This window comes from Myxococcota bacterium, assembly GCA_039030075.1.
Classification (GTDB): domain Bacteria; phylum Myxococcota_A; class UBA9160; order UBA9160; family SMWR01; genus JAHEJV01.
This window is the reverse complement of record JBCCEW010000010.1, coordinates 136,467-151,569: the sequence shown is the minus strand read 5'-3', so window position 1 is coordinate 151,569 and position 15,103 is coordinate 136,467. Positions and strand designations below refer to the sequence as shown.

Genomic DNA, 15,103 nt, shown 5'->3' with positions numbered 1-15,103 from the left:
GGAGACCGCCATGCCTCCCATGCTCTACGTGTTGATCTTCCTCGCCGCCTTCCTGGCGGTGGAAGGCGTGGCGCTCTTGCTCCAGGAGCGACGCTCGGGCAATCGCGCCACCGCACGCAAGCGCTTGCAGAAGATGGCGATGGGCATCCAGAGCCCCGAGGTCGAGGACGAGGATTCGATCCTCCGCGGGGGCGGCGAGAGTCGCCTCTCGATGCTGGGGCGCCTGCCCTGGACCACACGCCTCGAGCGCCGCCTCTACCAGGCTGGCATGACGATCGCGCCGGGACGCTTCGTCTTCCTCTGCATCCTGCTGAGCTTCGGGATGTGGGTGCTGCTGACGCTGCTCACCGCGAGCCCCACCGTGGCGCTGCCTGGCCTGGCCGCCGGTCTGATTCCGCTGGTGCGCATCCGCCAGCTGCGAATGCGGCGCACGGCGAAGTTCGAGGAGCAGTTCCCCGAGGCCCTAGAGCTCATGACCCGCGCCATGCGCTCGGGCCACTCGCTGACCTTCGCCTTTCAGATGGTGGGCGACGAGCTCGCCGACCCGATCGGCTCCGAGTTCGCGCAGGTGGCCGAAGAGGTGAAGCTCGGTCAGGAGCTGCGCATCGCGCTCGAAAACCTCACCTACCGCACCGAGGCCGGCGATCTGCCGTTCTTCATCACCGCGATCTCGATCCAGCGTGAGACGGGCGGCAACCTCGCCGAGGTGCTCGAGAAGCTCGGCTACCTGATCCGCGAGCGCTTCTCGCTCTACGGGAAGGTGCGGGCGCTCACCTCGATCGGGCGCGCCTCGGCGAATCTGCTGGCCAGCATGCCCTTCGTGATGGTCGCGATGCTCGTGACTTGCGGCGGCGAGGGCGGTCGCGCCTACGTCCAGCCCTTGTTCGGGACCACAGCCGGCCTGATCATGGCCTCGATCGCCTTCGCATTGGTCGTGATGGGGTTCGTGATCAGCCGCCGCATGGCGCAAATCGAGGTCTAGGCGTATGTGGTTGATCCTCGCGCTCGTCTTCGGATCCGTGCTCTTCCTGGGGCTCGCGGTCTCGAGCCTGGGCCAGACCGCCGAGCAGAAGCGCCTCGCCCAGCTCGCCGCACCCGAGAGCGCGACGGACATCGAAGACGAAGAGGGCGTCCTCACGAGCCAGGACAAGAGCCTGCTCGCACGGCTCCTCGCTCCCTTCGCTGGCGACCTGACGCGGCGTCGTGCGGGGGTCACCGACCCGCTCCGTCGCTCGCTCGTGCACGCCGGGTTCCGCCAGGACTCCGCGCTCGCCAACTACATGGGCGGCCGGGTCGCTTTGGCGCTGGCCTTGCCGCTGCTGATCCTGCTGATCCCGGGTGCCTGGGGGCTCTCCCAGTTCCAGCTCGTGGGCGTCCTGTGTCTGGCGGCGTGCATCGGCGTGTTGGCGCCGCGCATCTGGCTCGACCGCCAGGTCGAGGCGCGACAGAAGGCGATCATCCTGGCGCTGCCCGATGCGCTCGACCTGATGGTCGTGTGTGTCGAAGCGGGCCTCGGCGTGAGCGCCAGCCTGGCGCGCGTCGCGCGCGACTTCCGGCCGAGCTACCCGATCCTGGCCTCTGAGTTCGACCTGGCCGTCTTCGAGACGCGCGCGGGGAAGAGCACCACCGACGCCCTGCGCGGCCTGGCCGAGCGCACCGGCGTGGGCGAGATGAACTCGCTGGTCTCCATGCTGATCCAGACCGAGCGCTTCGGTACCGGTCTCGCCGACACGCTGCGGGTGCACGCGGACGCAATGCGCACGCGCCGGATCCAGTCGGCCGAAGAGCAGGCCAACAAGGCGCCGCTCAAGATGGTCTTCCCCACGGCCTTCATCTTCGTGGCGATGATCATCATCGTCGTCGGGCCTGGTTTCTTGCAGCTGGCGCAGTACTTTGCCGGCGCTGGGAGGTAGTTCGTGAGAGTCTTGCGCGCCGCTCTCGCTCACGGACGCCGCATGGGCGGTGTCTGGGTGCTGGCCCTTGCCGTGAGCCCCGGGCTCGGCTGTGCGACCGCGTCGAGTTGGTTCGCCGGCCCCACGCCCGAAGAACGCCGCGAAGCCGAAGAACGCCGGCTGGCCGAGGCCGAAGCCGCGGCCGTGGCCGAGCGTGCCGAGAACCCGCTCACGATCGACGAGAAGCTCGAGCGGGGCGACCAGGCCCTGGCCACGGGCAACCTGGCCGGCGCGCTCTGGGACTACGCGTCCGCGTATCGCCGCGCCCCCGACGACCCGCGACCCCAGGTGCGCCTGGGCTTCATCCACTTGCGGCACGACCCCGAGCGAGCGCGACCGTTCTTCGAGAGCGCGATCGCGCTCGACGCCGAGCTGGCCAGCGCGCGCGTCGGCCTCGGGCTGGCCATGCTCTCCGCCGGCGAACTCGAGGCGGGTATCGCGGAACTCGAACGTGCGGTCGCCCTCGACGCCGAATCCGTCGACGCCCAGGCGGCGCTGGGGGTCGCCCTCGATCAGCGCGGCGATCACGAGGCCGCGATCGTGCATCTCGAGAAGGCGCGTCAGCTCGATCCCCGCGACGGACGGGTCCTGAACAACCTGGGTGTCGCCTACCTGCGCGTCGGCAAGCCCGTGAAGTCCGAGCGCGTGCTGCGCGAGGCGCTGCGGCTCGACCGCGCCGACGAAGTGCTGCGCTCGAACAACCTGGGCATGGCGCTCGGGATGCAGGGCCGCTTCGAAGACGCACTCGAGGCATTCCGCGTGTCGGGGAACGAGCAGGGCGCCCAGAACAACCTGGCCTACCTGTACCAGCTGCAGGGCAACTACGACGCCGCCGTCACCCACTACGAAGCGGCGCTGATGGCGGGTGGGGACGCCGACCTTCAGGTCCTGAAGAACCTCGAGGCGGCACGTGCCATGCGCGTGGCTCGCGGCGACGCTTCGCCCGTGTCGGAGACGCCGCTGGCCGGCGCAGTGACCCTCCCGGTGGTGGGCAGCGCCCTCGAAAACCTGCCCGAGCCCCGCGACGCGCGCTGAGCGCGCCCCGGGCGGCTTTCGCCTCTTCCCCTAGCGCCGTCTCCGCGCGAGCGCCGTCAGGCCCAGTGCGACCAGCGCCGCCGTACCCGGCTCGGGGACGATCGTCACGTCGGCGCGGAACTCGCCGGGGATGCTCTCGAGCCGCAGGCCGTTGAAGGACCTGAGGGAGAAGTCGAAGCTTGCGACGTCACCCGGGACCCCAATGGCTTCGAACTCGATCGTGGCAAGTGCCGTGAACACATCGGCGGGCACGACAGTGGCCGTGATCTGGTCGAAGGCGCTGCAGGTGGCGCCATCGCAGGTGCCCTCGAGGGACGCGCGAAGCCAGCCGAACTGACCGTTGAACGACGTGAGGCGATCGGCGCTGGGCGCGCCCGCATTGACCTCGTCCGGGTCGCGCGTCGACGGCCCGATGACGCCGGTGGGGTCGGCGAGCAGCGCGTCGTAGCGGAATCGAATGACCGCGGCGCTGGCATTGATCTGAGGATTTGGCGCCTCTCCATCCGAGACGAGCCTCACCGAGATCGTGAACCGTTCGCCGGGCACCACCGTGAGCTTGTCGGTGGTGATGCCGAGTGAGGAGCCGTGCGAGGCGAGTGGAACCAGAATGAGAGCTGCGATCGCGACGAGCCCGTGGGCCACGTGAGAGCCCTTCACGAGTCCGTTCCAGAGTCGGAGGAGCGCCGGCGTCGCGCGAGACCCGCGAGCCCCAAGCCGAGCAATGCCGCCGTGCCCGGCTCGGGGACGATTGTCACGGTGACTCCGGGCTGGGGGATGCCTGCCTGGTCGAACCAGTTCGCGACCGTGAACGCGAAGACGCCGCTCTGGCCCGGGAGGCCGATCGCTTCGAACTCGAACGTGGCCGTTACGGTGATGTCGTCTGCGGCGGGAACGGGTGGCAAGGACGGGAACTGGTCGAAGGCGCGGCACACGAAGGGATTGCCGGCGTCTCCGTTGCATTGCCCTTCCAGTCCGGCCCGGTTCCAGCCGAGCGCGCCGTCGAGCGAAGTGAGCCGCTCTGCGCTCGGATTGCCGGCTCCCACTTCATCCGGTTCCCGTACCGACGGGCCCACGATCCCGGTGGGCGCGAAGACGGTGCCCTGGAACTCGAAGAACGCCACGACGTTCAACGTCGTCTCGCCCGCAGTGTCTCCGACGACGGATATCGTGAAGGTTTCGCCCGGCATCACGAACAGCTTGTCCGAGCTGATGCCGATCGAGGCGGCTCCGGCGGAAAACGGCAGGCAGACAGCGAAAGCGAACAGCAGGACGGATCGAGCACGCATGGCGCACCTCGAGATCCTTTCCCTTCCCGGGGCGCATGGTGACACAGCGACGGATTCTCTGACAAGTCCACGCGGAGCAGGAGAGCGTGCAGGCTTCCTTGCTAGCGTGCGCGGGGCCGTTGGCGCGTCCGACGGGGGAGAGAAGGAGCCTCGGGATGGATCTGGGACTGCAGGAACGGGTGGCGCTGGTCACGGGGTCCTACCGGGGCACCGGGCGGGCCATCGCCGAAGTGCTCGCCAAAGAAGGCGCGAGGGTCTGGCTCCACGGCTTCGAGGCCGATGTCACCGAGCGCGAGGCCGGGGTGCTGCGCGACGCCGGCCTGGACGTCCACCCGGTGGTCGGCGACATCGTCAGCGAGTCGGGCACGGACGACGTTGCGCGTGCAGTCACCGCGAACGGCGCGGGCGTCGACATCCTCGTGAACAACTACGGTGTCGCAGCCGGTCCGGGCTGGTTCGAGGGAAACAGCGAAGACTGGATCGAGAGCTACCAGCGCAACGTGCTGTCCGGGGTTCGCCTGGTGCAGCACCTGGTGCCGGGCATGCGCGAGCGGGGCTTCGGCCGGGTGATCTTCGTGGGGACGGTGGGCTCGGTGCGGCCGGGCAACCGCACGCCGCACTACTACGCGGCGAAGGCGACCCTTCCCAACCTGAGCGTCGGCCTCGCGAAGGAGCTCACGGGCACGGGCATCACGGTCAACACGGTGAGCCCCGGGATCCTGGCCACCGCCGAGGTGAAGGCCCACTTCCTCCGCCAGGCCGAGAAGCGCGGCTGGGGCGACGACTGGGACGCCATCGAGGCGCGGGCCGTGGCCGAGTTCCTCCCCAACCCGAGCGCCCGGGCGGGCCGCGTCGAGGAGGTCGGGGCGCTGGTGGCCTTCCTGGCGGGCAGCCAGGCCGGCTACATCAACGGCGCGAACCTGCGGATCGACGGGGGCTCGGCGGACGTGGCCGTCTAGGCGAGGCGGATGGAATCGCTGCCGGAGCGAGGAACGAAGCCATGAACACACGAGATGTCGAGGTGGTCGTCGGGCTTCTGAAGCAGATTGGTCGGGGCGAGATCGATACGAAGCGCGCGATGGAATCCTGGCCCCGGGAGGTGGACGAGTGCGACAACGCGCTCGCAGCCGTTTGGCACGAGCTGTCTCACTTTCGCGCCGACGCGGACGTCCTGAGCAAGGACGATCGGTACGCGGAGTGGGCCAGGGAAAGGTGCCGCGCGCTCGCCGAGCAGCTCGAGGCCGATCGTGGGCGATGATTCGGGACGCCCTCGAACGGCTCCGGCGAATCTGCGGATCGACGGCGGCTCGGCGGACGTGGCCGTCTAGGCCGAGCGACGCCCCGTGGGGACACGCGCGTCACGTGCGGCAGCCCAACGGCAACCTACGATGCTGGATGGACGGCTCCGAAGCCGTCCGGGGGCGGACGGGGCCCCCCACCCGCCGCACACTGCGGCCCGGAGGCGGAAACCACCTGACATGCTGCATCTCTCCCGCACGGCCGCGCTGATCCTCGCGCTCGTTCTGGCTCCCGTCGCAGCCAGCGCTGCGCTCGTCCCGGCCGAGATCGACTTCAGCCTCGAAGGCTTCCGCGGCGGACCCGTGAACTTCACGTCACCGCCGGTGATGGTCTCGGTCACGGGAGGCCAGGGCGGCGGGCCGGTCACCGCCCTCACGCTCGCGTCGAGCCTGGTGGACACCACGGTGATCCGCACCTTCGCGACGGGAACCACGTCACGGCTGACCATCGTCGCCGCCAACGGCAGCGCCAACTTCACGACCGGGGGCGGCGCCCTCGGCGGCGTCATGCCCGTGCTGGGCCTGGCGTCCTACCACCGCTCGACGTTGGGCACCCCCTTCGATTGGCTCGTCCCCTTCACCGGGACCTCCCAGGGCCTCGGCATTGGCGGGCCGCCGATCACGGTCGACGGCGCCTTCTCGGGCCAGGAGTTGCGCCTCGCCGGCAACGACTGGACCGCCGGAAGCGCGGTGGTCTCGACCTTCATGGGCGCCATGAGCACGCGCTCGGGTTCGGTGATGGCGCCCTTCGCCAACGGCACGGCGTTCTCGGGCGGCACGATTCAGCTGGTGACGCCTGGGAGTATCCAGACGCTCGTGGCGAGCAGCCCGATCAGCGAGACGCCGGTGTTTGCGACGATGACCGTGCGCTTCATGCCCGAGCCGCTCGGCCTGGCGCCGCTGGCGGGGGGCCTGGCCCTGCTACTCGTCGCGCTCCGCCGCCGCTCCTAGAGCGCAAAGGAGCCCCGGGCAGGCGCCCGGGACTCCCTGCAGCAGCGCGTTCTTTCACGCACCGTCCCCCGCACGCGAGGGCGGACGGTGGGTGGGTGTCAGCAGCAGCCGGGCTGGCCGGCGCAGTTGAGGCCCGAGGGCCCGGGCGCTCCAGAGCCGGTGAACTGGTTGAGGAAGACCGGGTTGAAATCGCTGCCGTCGACATCGCCGTCGCAGTCCATGTCGGTGCCGGTCGGTGAGGGCAGACCGCTGCCCGTGAAGACGCTCAGGAAGCCGGGATTGAAGTCCACGCCGTCGACGTCGAAGTCCTGGTCGAAGTCGCCATCGCAGGCGTTGCCGTAGCCGTCCTTGTCCGTGTCGCAGTCGAAGGGTGCGGCGTTGGGCGTGGTGGAACAGTTGTCGAGAACGTCGGGGACACCGTCGCTATCGGCGTCGGGAGCCAGCCCGGCCGTCGACGCGAACGGAAGGGCGAACCAGAGGGCGAAGCAGATCGTCGCGGATGCACGAAGCTTCATGGATCAGTGCTCCTGGGTGTTGCGCGGCGGGCCCGCTTGGGAGCCGCTGCGTGTCAGGTCCACCCTTCCGCACCGTACCGACCTCAGTGTAGGCACGTTTGGTGGGGAGAGCGCAAGAAAAGATCAGCCGCGCATGACGGCAGCGGGCGATTCACGAACCGAAACGGCACGTCTCGTTCCAGGCCGTGGGGGCCGCGTGAAATGCGCTGGGGCGACCGCTCGAGCGCCCGTTGCGGGAGGAAGTGGCCACAGGCGCTCGGTTGAGGGACCGTTGGGGCGCGGCCGCCGGGGGGCGGCGCACGGAGGAAAGACGCATGGGCCTGGTGGACGGCAAGGTGGCGCTGATTACGGGCGCGGGTCAGGGTGTGGGGCAGGGGATCGCACTCGCGCTGGCGAAGGAAGGCGCGAAGATCGCGGTGTCGGGTCGGACGGCTTCGAAACTCGACGCGACGTGCAAACTGCTCGCGGAGTCCGGAACCGAAGCGCACCCCTTTCCGTGCGATGTGAAGTCGGCCGATGGTCTGGCGACACTGGTGGACGAAGTGGTGGCCCGCTTCGGCACCATCGACATCCTCGTGAACAACGCCCAGGAAGTGCCGTTGGGATCGCTCGACCACGTGACCGATGAGCGCTTCGTAGCCGGGCTCGAATCGGGGCCGCTCGCGACGTTCCGGCTCATGAAGCTGTGTCGGCCCCACCTGAAGGGCGGTGGCAGCATCGTCAACCTCGCGTCCACGGCCGCGAAGCGCTGGGACATGGCGAACTACGGCGCCTATGCCGCCACCAAAGAGGCGATTCGCTCGCTCACCCGGGCGGCCGCCTGCGAATGGGCCGAGGAGGGGATCCGCACGAACGTGATCCTGCCCCACGCGAAGTCGCCGGGCCTGGCCTGGTGGATCGACAACAACCCGGAAGAAGCCGCCGAGTTCATCGCCAGCATCCCCATGAAGCGGGTGGGCGAGTGCGAAGAGGACATCGGTGCCTTCGTCGCGCTGCTCTGCTCGGATGGCGCGCGCTACGTGAACGGCCAATCGATCGCCATCGACGGCGGTCAGGCCCACATGGGGTAGGGCGCCCCTTGTCTTTCCTTCGCTTGTTGGGGCTGCTGCTGGTGGCAGCGGTCGGGGTGGCGTGTGCGAAGCCGGAGCCCGTGGAAGTGGAGCCCGTGGCGGGCTGCTTCAGCCACCAGTCGCCCAACTGGTTCTCGCTGTGCATCGCGGGAGACGAGGTGCGTGCGCTCGCGCATTTCACGAAGCGACGCACGCGGAACGTCGCCACCACCTGCCTGACGGCCGGCACCGTGCGCCAGACCGCCTCGGAGTTGACCGTGGAGCTGGGGCTCGGCGACTGCCAGAACGGCGGCGCCTTCGGCGACCTCGCGCTCGTCTGCGCCGTGGAGAGCGCGGATCTCCTGGACTGCGCCAACCAGGAAGGGGCGGCCGCGCGCTTTGCGCGCCTCGACACCTTCGAGACGCGTGCGCTGGAGCACCGCTTCGAAGTGATCGAGCGGGTGCTGGCCGAGCGGGCGGTGGAAGTGATCGGGGTGGGCGTGTTGTCGGCCTGTGGCGCGCCGGGCACGGCGGCCCCGAGCGGAGCGTTCCACTCGGGCGAGGCCTGTGGAGTCGACTACCGCACCACGAGCATTCCCGCCGAGGTGGGTATGCAGTTCGGGGTGGTGTACCGCCCGATCGCGGCGCCCCGGAGCGTGGAGCTCGAGATCGCGTGGACCACGCCCGAGCTGATCGACCCGGACGGTGAGCCCCAGACCATCCCGAGCACGCTCGTGCGCGTGCCGCGCGACCAGGAGGCGGTGGTGGGGTACCGCTTCCACGCGCCCTGGACGCTGGTGGCCGGTGATTGGACCGTCGAGATCCGCCACCAGGGGAACGTGCTCTCGAGCACCACCTTCCGCGTGGTGCGGCCGATTCCGCCGCGGGCGAACCGGGGTTCGGGGGCGGGGGTGTCGGTGGTGCGCGGATCGAAGGCGAGCGGGCCGAAGACGCCGGCGCTGGTGGGCGGCTCGCTGGCCCAGTGCCTCACGGACTCGGGCGCCGTCTTCTACGGCGCCCACTGGTGCTCGGCCTGCAAGAAGCAGAAGGCGCTGTTCGGTGCCGATGTCGACGCGCTGCCCTACGTCGAGTGCGAGCAGTGGATCACGCGCATCAAGAACCGCGCGTGCCGCGGCGTCACGGCCTACCCGACCTGGCAGTTCCCCGACGGCAGCCGCCAGTCGGGCGTCTTCTCGTTGGCGAAGCTCGCCCAGCGCAGTGGGTGCCCGCTGCCCTAGCGCTCGCGGATCACACCGCGGTGCACTCGCCTGGTTCTCGCAAACTCCAGATCTCGCTTCTGGCATACTGGACCGGTCCGCTCGGCCGTCGGCGGCGAGTCCGCTGGCAGCTGAGCGCCAGATCCGTGGTGGGCTCGACCTCGAAGCGGCTGACCACGCGGAGAAGTCCCACGTGTCATTTCGGACCCTGCTAGCGAGCCTGCTCGCCGTCCTCGTGCTCCAGCCTGTTTCCGCTAGCGCAGCGAGGCTGCTAGGAGCGGGCTGGCAAGGCAACCTCTTCGAGGTCGATCCGACGACGGGTGACACCGTCCCCATTCCTCGGGGGCCGGCCACGACGTTCGGCTTGGCCGGGTTGGCGTATGACGTCGGAAGCGATCGTCTGTTCGGGATGAACCTGGCTCTCGGCGGCCTCACGGAAATCGATCCGCAAACAGGTGACGTCACTCTCGTGGGGCAGTTCTCGTCGTTCGTTCCGGTGGGCCTCGCCTTCGACCCCGTCGGCGAGGTGCTCTACTCCATCGACCTTTCGACGGATGTGTTCTCAAGCACCACAAGCCAGCTGATCCAGGTCGACCCCGCTACCGGAGCCGGGACCGCGATTGCCACTATCCCTTCTCGTCAGATTCGGAGCCTCGTGTTCGACGAGAGTACAGGCCTGCTGATCGGGACGGATTGGTTAAATCAGGCGCTGGTCGCGATCGATCCGACCACGGGTGTGGACACGGTCATTGGGATTCACGGGCAATCGGAACTGCGTGGTCTGACGTTCGACCCTCAGGACGGAACGCTCTTCGGGGTCAACCCGTTCACGAACGAGCTCTTGACCGTCGACCCCACGACTGGGGGCACTCAGTTCGTAGGCACGCTGGAGGCCGGGGCCGACCCGATCGGCGTGCTTGAGTTCGTTCCGGAACCCGCGTCACTCCCCCTGGTTTCACTGGGGCTCGCGGCTCTGTGCGCCTCGCGCGGACGGCGACGCGCCCGCTAGCCCGCCCTGAAGCCCAGCTCGGCCTTCAGAGCGTCGTCGGGCTCGTAGGTGAGCTGGCTCTGGCTGGGAGCCGGTTCCTCGACGGGCAGCTCTTTCCAGTTCTTCAGCTTGCGCACCTTCAGGTTCAGGGTGATGCCCCCGCCCCAGACGAAGACGCCACCGAAGAGCGCCAGAATCTGGAACGCGCCGCTCACGCGCTGGCTGAAGGCGCGGGCCCGATGAACGCGCCAGCGCACGCCGCCACTGCCGTGCACCTTGGGCTCCACGCCGATCGGAAACGTGCCGCGGGCCTTGGGGTGGATGGTGACGGGTACCGAGAGGGTGCCTGCAGCGCCCGGCGGCAGCTGGAGGACCGCATTCTTGTCGAACCCGAGCTGGCTGGCCTTGCCCAGGGCGCGGGGCCGAAGCCGCAGCTCGAAGCTCCGGGGCTCGCTCATGCCGTTCTGTGCGCTCACGTGCACCAGCACCTCGCCCCCGGCCTGCACGGCGAGGTCGCTGTGGGTGACGGCGAACTGGACGCCGTTGAGCTCGCGCAGGGTGGTCTTCTCGAAGTCGGCGAGCAGCGGGTTCGGCAGGATCTCTTCGACCTGGGCGAGCCGGTAGGCGCTGACGCCCGAGACCACGGCCAGCAGGGTGCTGACCACCGCGGTGGCCTGGGTGGTCAGGCTCGGCTCGGGTAGGAAGAGGGCGCACGACCCGAAGATCACGGCGACGATCGACGCCAGGAAGCTCGTGTTCTTCAGGCAGTCGAACGCGTCGTAGCGGTATTCGATGGCGATCCCGATGGCCACCACCAGGAAGGCGCCCGCGAAGCCGGCGGCGGGCACGTCGGTTTGCGGGTTCGAGGCGGCGAGGGCGAGAAAGCCCATCGCGGCCAGCGCTGCCATGATCAAGACCCACACGATGGCGTAGCCCGATTCGCGCCGGTGGGTTCTCTGGTTCCGCATTTCGGTGTCTCCCCGATTCAACCGAGGAGGAATCGTCCGCTCGCCGGGGTTGCTTGAGCTCGTGACAATCAGTCTTGCGTGTCTTGTTCCACACGGATCCTGTGATAAGTCCGTGAAGTCCAACAGATCTGCTGGACGGCCTCTCGTGGGCCGTGGGAAGCTGCGCTCGGACCAAGCCGGTGGTGACGCGCCGGTTCTTACGGAGGGGCTCCCGTGCATTCTGTCGTTCGTCGGATCCGTATCGTTCCGCTTCTGGTTCTCTTCTTGTTTCCTTGGGCGTTGCAGGCCGCAGAGATAGAACTGGAGTGGTCAAGCGGCCCCAATGTCATCGGTGCAGCGGTCGAGGGCGCGAATGGTCAGCCGGCGCTTGCGCCTGGTGACACACTCGTGATCAAGGGGCACGCTGATCCCTATCGCCAACTCACCGAAGTCACCTTCCCCTCGGGTAGCGTAAGCGGCGGCAAGATCACGGTCCGGGGCGTGCCCGGCCCGAACGGGGAGCCGGTAGTGATCTCCGGTGCATACGAGGCGAATGATTCCAGCTATTGGCGGATGGTCACGCCCGCCAACCAGCCGGGATTCGACCCGGCGCTCGAGGGATACGTCTGGGAATACACGGGCCCGAACAGCCACTGTGTAAACAATGTCTACATCGATTCCGAGTCGTTGACATTGGCCGAGTCGCACATCGCGCTGGAGGACAGCAATCCGAGCCCGGGGAATGACGATTTCTACAACGGAGACCCGAATCATCTCACTGACGCGCGCCAATGGACGCGACGGCGCGACGCGGGCGGCGGGTGCCAGATCGCTCCTGGGAACCCCGGTGCGCCCGAAATCTTCGTCCGGCCGGGCGGTGAGCGGTACGACCCGCCGACTGAAGCTGGGGTTGTCGAACTCTCCGTGGTGAGTGACCTCTTTAAGGTCAACCCAGACGTGAACTACGTCGTGGTCGAGGACATCACTCTAGAGAACGCCAACTACCCCATCTTCGTTGAGGGCGACTACTTCGAAGGGCGAGGTTTGACGCTTCGCGGTTCGTTCGAGGATGCCTTCAAGGTTAGCGCTGACCTGGCGAAGCCCTCACAACCGGCTTTCGACAGCGAGGTGGGACTCCTCGAGAACTGCAACATCTACAACCACGGGGAAGACGGCATCGACATCACCGGAGGCGATTTCTGGGCGGTTCGGAACTGTGCCATCCATGACAATTTCCCAGTGCGCGACGAGCCCAATACCCCGAACGGGTTCGCCGGGACCGGGATTCTGGTCAAGAACAAGTCCTTGCTGGTTGTGGTCGAGGGCAACCGCTTGTTCGATCTCGAGCACCGATTCGGCGCGATCAGTATTGGGGGGAACAGTCGGTTCGCTCACGCGTTCGATACACCGATCGCTGGGCTGGTGACTGTGCGCAACAACATCGTGGACAACGTTCGAGGAGCGGTGATCTTCACCTTCGCAGGAGCCCATCACTCATCCGTCATCAACAACGTCGTGGTGAACTCCGAAATCCTCGATGAGCCTTACTCGCCGAGGTTCGACGCGCTCGTCGGTTTCGACAAAGGACGAGGGAACGATCCCAACCGGGAGATCCAGAGCGAAGACAACCGCGTCTCGAACAACGTGTTCCGGGACAACATCGCACCCCGCAACTACTACGAACGGCAAGTCGGCCAGTGCAAACTGCCGCAGAATCAGCTGCAGCCCTGCGACAACAACTACGGGCTGATCATCGGCCACAACCTGGTCGAGTACACGCAGACGGTCCAAGTCGAAGGGGTTCCGATCACGACAGACCGCGAGAGTTGCTTCAGCGCAGAGGGAGCGTTCAGCGGGGTGCACACCTGTGTGGACCAGGCCGACTTCGCGGGTGATTTCGCGTCCGTTTCCTATCCGGGGCACGTCCCACCGCTAGTCACCATGTACGGCGAAGGGTCTGGCGAGACGCGCTCTGACGCGTTCTTCGGAGAGCCTGCGGGCGATCCGTCGCTGCTATACCGCCTCCGCGCTCCGGTTCTGCCGGAAACGTCTCTGCCGGGAATCAACGACGGTGTCGAGGTGCCGATCTTCCTGGGCCCGGCCGAGTACGACCTCTATGGAGTGCCTCGGATGGTGGCGGATGGCCGCGAGCGCGGCGCACTGGAGAACACGGCGGAGATGGAGATCTCCGACGGCGAAGGAAACGTCGACCACTGGTTCGATGGGAGCGGGAACAACGGTTGCGCAGCCCTCGAGGCGAACGATGCCAAGACAGGTCGAGAATCGATCAAGATCACGGGCCCCGACTGCGAACTCAGCGGGACCAGCCAGAACGACGTGCCCTACCACGATCAGTTTGGGACGATCGTTCGCTGGAAGGGCCGCTCGGGTCAGCCCCACCAGTTTCGGTGGAACGTAGATATCGAAGCCGGTGGCCAAAATGGAACCGTGGTTCCGGTCACCATTCGTTTCGAAGGTACTGCGGCGTCGACCCAATGCCTGAATGGTCAGAGCGCCATGATCGAGCCGCTCGCATCTGCGTTGGTCGTGCTGGATCCAGCGGCGACCCCGAGCCCACACGATGGGCAATGGCACGCGTATAGGGCAAACCTTCAGCGGATCGCGCGCAAGTGCTTCGTGTTCTCGAAGCTTCGCAACCTCAACAACTTCTCGGTGGTTGGCGCCAACGGAAGCGGAGGCGAGGTCTGGGTGGATGACGTCTTCGTCTCGGGGGCGATTCCGAACTCGACCGGCGCATGGCCGTTGGAAGAGGCCCGGGGGCTTAAGGCCGAAGACGTAGCTTGCAACGGGGACGTGTGTCGCCCGGCGACCCTGACCGGGTTGGCGACATCGCCTCCTCGCGCGTCCGCGTGGATCCCTGCGTCGAAGGGCGGGCACGCGCTGGCGTTCAACGGGGTGAACAATGCGGGAGTGGAGGCAGGGAACAACGGGGCCGGGTTCTCGAGGGGAATGACGGTGGCCATGTGGGTGCGCCCCAACTCCGTGTCTAGTGGAACGGCGACTCCGCTGGCTGCGGGTCTCACCGGTGATCCCGGTAGCAGAATCGAGCAGGTGGACCAGAAACTGATAGTGACCCTCGAGGCTGGGGGACCTGTCATGGGTGAGTTGGATGGACTGCTCGAGGCTGGCGTGTGGCAGCACATCGTGGTGACGGCGGATCCCGACAACCAGAACACCACGTTCCGGCGCTTCCAGTTCTACGCTGACGGCGTGCTCAAGGGCGTGGACGACATCATGGCCCAGGCATCGTTGGACGCTCTCTACGGACTGAACGACAAGACCGTCATCGGCAACGACACGGCCGGCGGGCCCAGTTTCAATGGGGCCATCGCAGACTTTCGGATCTACGACCGGGTGCTTCTACCGGAAGAGATCAATGAACTCGCGAAGCCATAGTTGTCGATGGGCGTCGGGGAAGCTGACGCCCCCGAGCGGGTGTTCGTCGCTCTTAGCGTGAGGCCCACCACAGCAAGCCCAACACGAGCGTGACGGCGATTACGAAGGCGGCGCCCAGCGAGCTGCCCGAGCCCGCGAGGGTCTCCGGCTCCCATTCGATAGGGTCCGCCCAGCCTTCGTCGCCCGCCAGGTAGGCGAGAAAGACACCTTCCGTGGTGTCGAGCGTGACTTCGTGGTTCACCGAGCGGAAGTGTCGGTCGGTCGAGCCGAGCTGGTACTCGAGCAGGTAGCCCGAGTCGGGGTCTCCTGCGGTTTGTACGTAGTGCAGCTCGCTGCGCGACAGGATGGCGAACGCGTCGTCGAGGTCGCCGAGATGGCGCAGGGCCGTGCTGACCTGGTCCGGCGTGGGGTCGTCGCAGGTGCGGCCGTCGCCCAGCTCGAGCTGCAA

General features: G+C 67.4%; 15 protein-coding genes. 10 read left to right on the top strand and 5 right to left on the bottom strand.

Annotation, left to right across the window (positions count from 1 at the left end; translation table 11 throughout):
• The first annotated feature begins 10 nt into the window (after nt 1–10).
• Genes AAF430_12925 through AAF430_12915 form a run of 3 tightly spaced genes read left to right on the top strand, consistent with a single transcriptional unit; the run spans nt 11 to nt 2,987 of the window.
• Nucleotides 11–982 carry a type II secretion system F family protein gene (locus tag AAF430_12925; GenBank protein MEM7411132.1) on the top strand — a complete coding sequence of 324 codons (972 nt, stop codon included), beginning with the start codon at nt 11–13 and terminating at the stop codon, nt 980–982.
• Between the two features lie 4 nt (nt 983–986).
• On the top strand, nt 987–1,913 hold the full coding sequence (locus tag AAF430_12920) for a type II secretion system F family protein (GenBank protein ID MEM7411131.1): 927 nt from the start codon (nt 987–989) through the stop codon (nt 1,911–1,913).
• Between the two features lie 3 nt (nt 1,914–1,916).
• On the top strand, nt 1,917–2,987 hold the full coding sequence (locus tag AAF430_12915) for a tetratricopeptide repeat protein (GenBank protein ID MEM7411130.1): 1,071 nt from the start codon (nt 1,917–1,919) through the stop codon (nt 2,985–2,987).
• 30 nt (nt 2,988–3,017) lie between these two features.
• Here AAF430_12915 and AAF430_12910 read toward each other — a convergent pair whose 3' ends face one another.
• Together AAF430_12910 and AAF430_12905 are read right to left on the bottom strand one after the other, a co-directional pair.
• Nucleotides 3,018–3,644, bottom strand: a complete 627-nt coding sequence (locus AAF430_12910; protein MEM7411129.1) for a PEP-CTERM sorting domain-containing protein — start codon at nt 3,642–3,644, stop codon at nt 3,018–3,020.
• On the bottom strand, nt 3,641–4,273 hold the full coding sequence (locus AAF430_12905; protein ID MEM7411128.1) for a PEP-CTERM sorting domain-containing protein: 633 nt from the start codon (nt 4,271–4,273) through the stop codon (nt 3,641–3,643). The genes AAF430_12910 and AAF430_12905 overlap by 4 nt, the downstream gene beginning before the upstream one ends.
• A gap of 155 nt (nt 4,274–4,428) precedes the next feature.
• On the opposite strand from AAF430_12905, the gene AAF430_12900 reads away from it, so the two are divergent.
• The 3 genes from AAF430_12900 (at nt 4,429) to AAF430_12890 (ending at nt 6,522) form a co-directional block, all read left to right on the top strand.
• Entirely contained in the window at nt 4,429–5,232 is an 804-nt protein-coding gene (locus tag AAF430_12900) for an SDR family oxidoreductase (GenBank protein MEM7411127.1), read from the top strand.
• 41 nt (nt 5,233–5,273) lie between these two features.
• Entirely contained in the window at nt 5,274–5,531 is a 258-nt protein-coding gene (locus AAF430_12895) for a hypothetical protein (protein ID MEM7411126.1), read from the top strand.
• A 220-nt stretch (nt 5,532–5,751) separates the two neighbouring features.
• Nucleotides 5,752–6,522, top strand: coding sequence for a hypothetical protein (locus AAF430_12890; GenBank protein ID MEM7411125.1), 771 nt, complete (start codon nt 5,752–5,754; stop codon nt 6,520–6,522).
• Between the two features lie 98 nt (nt 6,523–6,620).
• Here the strand turns inward: AAF430_12890 and AAF430_12885 are convergent, their stop codons facing one another.
• The gene (locus tag AAF430_12885; GenBank protein ID MEM7411124.1) at nt 6,621–7,037 is read right to left on the bottom strand and encodes a thrombospondin type 3 repeat-containing protein; all 417 of its coding nucleotides are present in this window, start codon (nt 7,035–7,037) and stop codon (nt 6,621–6,623) included.
• A gap of 314 nt (nt 7,038–7,351) precedes the next feature.
• On the opposite strand from AAF430_12885, the gene AAF430_12880 reads away from it, so the two are divergent.
• The 3 genes from AAF430_12880 to AAF430_12870 all read left to right on the top strand — a co-directional run bounded on the left by AAF430_12880 (nt 7,352) and on the right by AAF430_12870 (nt 10,312).
• Nucleotides 7,352–8,107 carry an SDR family oxidoreductase gene (locus AAF430_12880; protein MEM7411123.1) on the top strand — a complete coding sequence of 252 codons (756 nt, stop codon included), beginning with the start codon at nt 7,352–7,354 and terminating at the stop codon, nt 8,105–8,107.
• An 8-nt stretch (nt 8,108–8,115) separates the two neighbouring features.
• Entirely contained in the window at nt 8,116–9,324 is a 1,209-nt protein-coding gene (locus AAF430_12875) for a DUF3859 domain-containing protein (GenBank protein ID MEM7411122.1), read from the top strand.
• 172 nt (nt 9,325–9,496) lie between these two features.
• Nucleotides 9,497–10,312, top strand: a complete 816-nt coding sequence (locus AAF430_12870) for a PEP-CTERM sorting domain-containing protein (GenBank protein MEM7411121.1) — start codon at nt 9,497–9,499, stop codon at nt 10,310–10,312.
• Here AAF430_12870 and AAF430_12865 read toward each other — a convergent pair.
• Entirely contained in the window at nt 10,309–11,259 is a 951-nt protein-coding gene (locus AAF430_12865) for a hypothetical protein (GenBank protein ID MEM7411120.1), read from the bottom strand. The genes AAF430_12870 and AAF430_12865 overlap by 4 nt on opposite strands.
• 213 nt (nt 11,260–11,472) lie before the next feature.
• Between AAF430_12865 and AAF430_12860 the strand changes: the two genes are divergently transcribed.
• Nucleotides 11,473–14,655 carry a LamG-like jellyroll fold domain-containing protein gene (locus AAF430_12860; protein ID MEM7411119.1) on the top strand — a complete coding sequence of 1,061 codons (3,183 nt, stop codon included), beginning with the start codon at nt 11,473–11,475 and terminating at the stop codon, nt 14,653–14,655.
• Nucleotides 14,656–14,707: 52 nt separating this feature from the next.
• Here AAF430_12860 and AAF430_12855 read toward each other — a convergent pair whose 3' ends face one another.
• Nucleotides 14,708–15,103, bottom strand: coding sequence for a hypothetical protein (locus AAF430_12855; GenBank protein MEM7411118.1), 396 nt, complete (start codon nt 15,101–15,103; stop codon nt 14,708–14,710).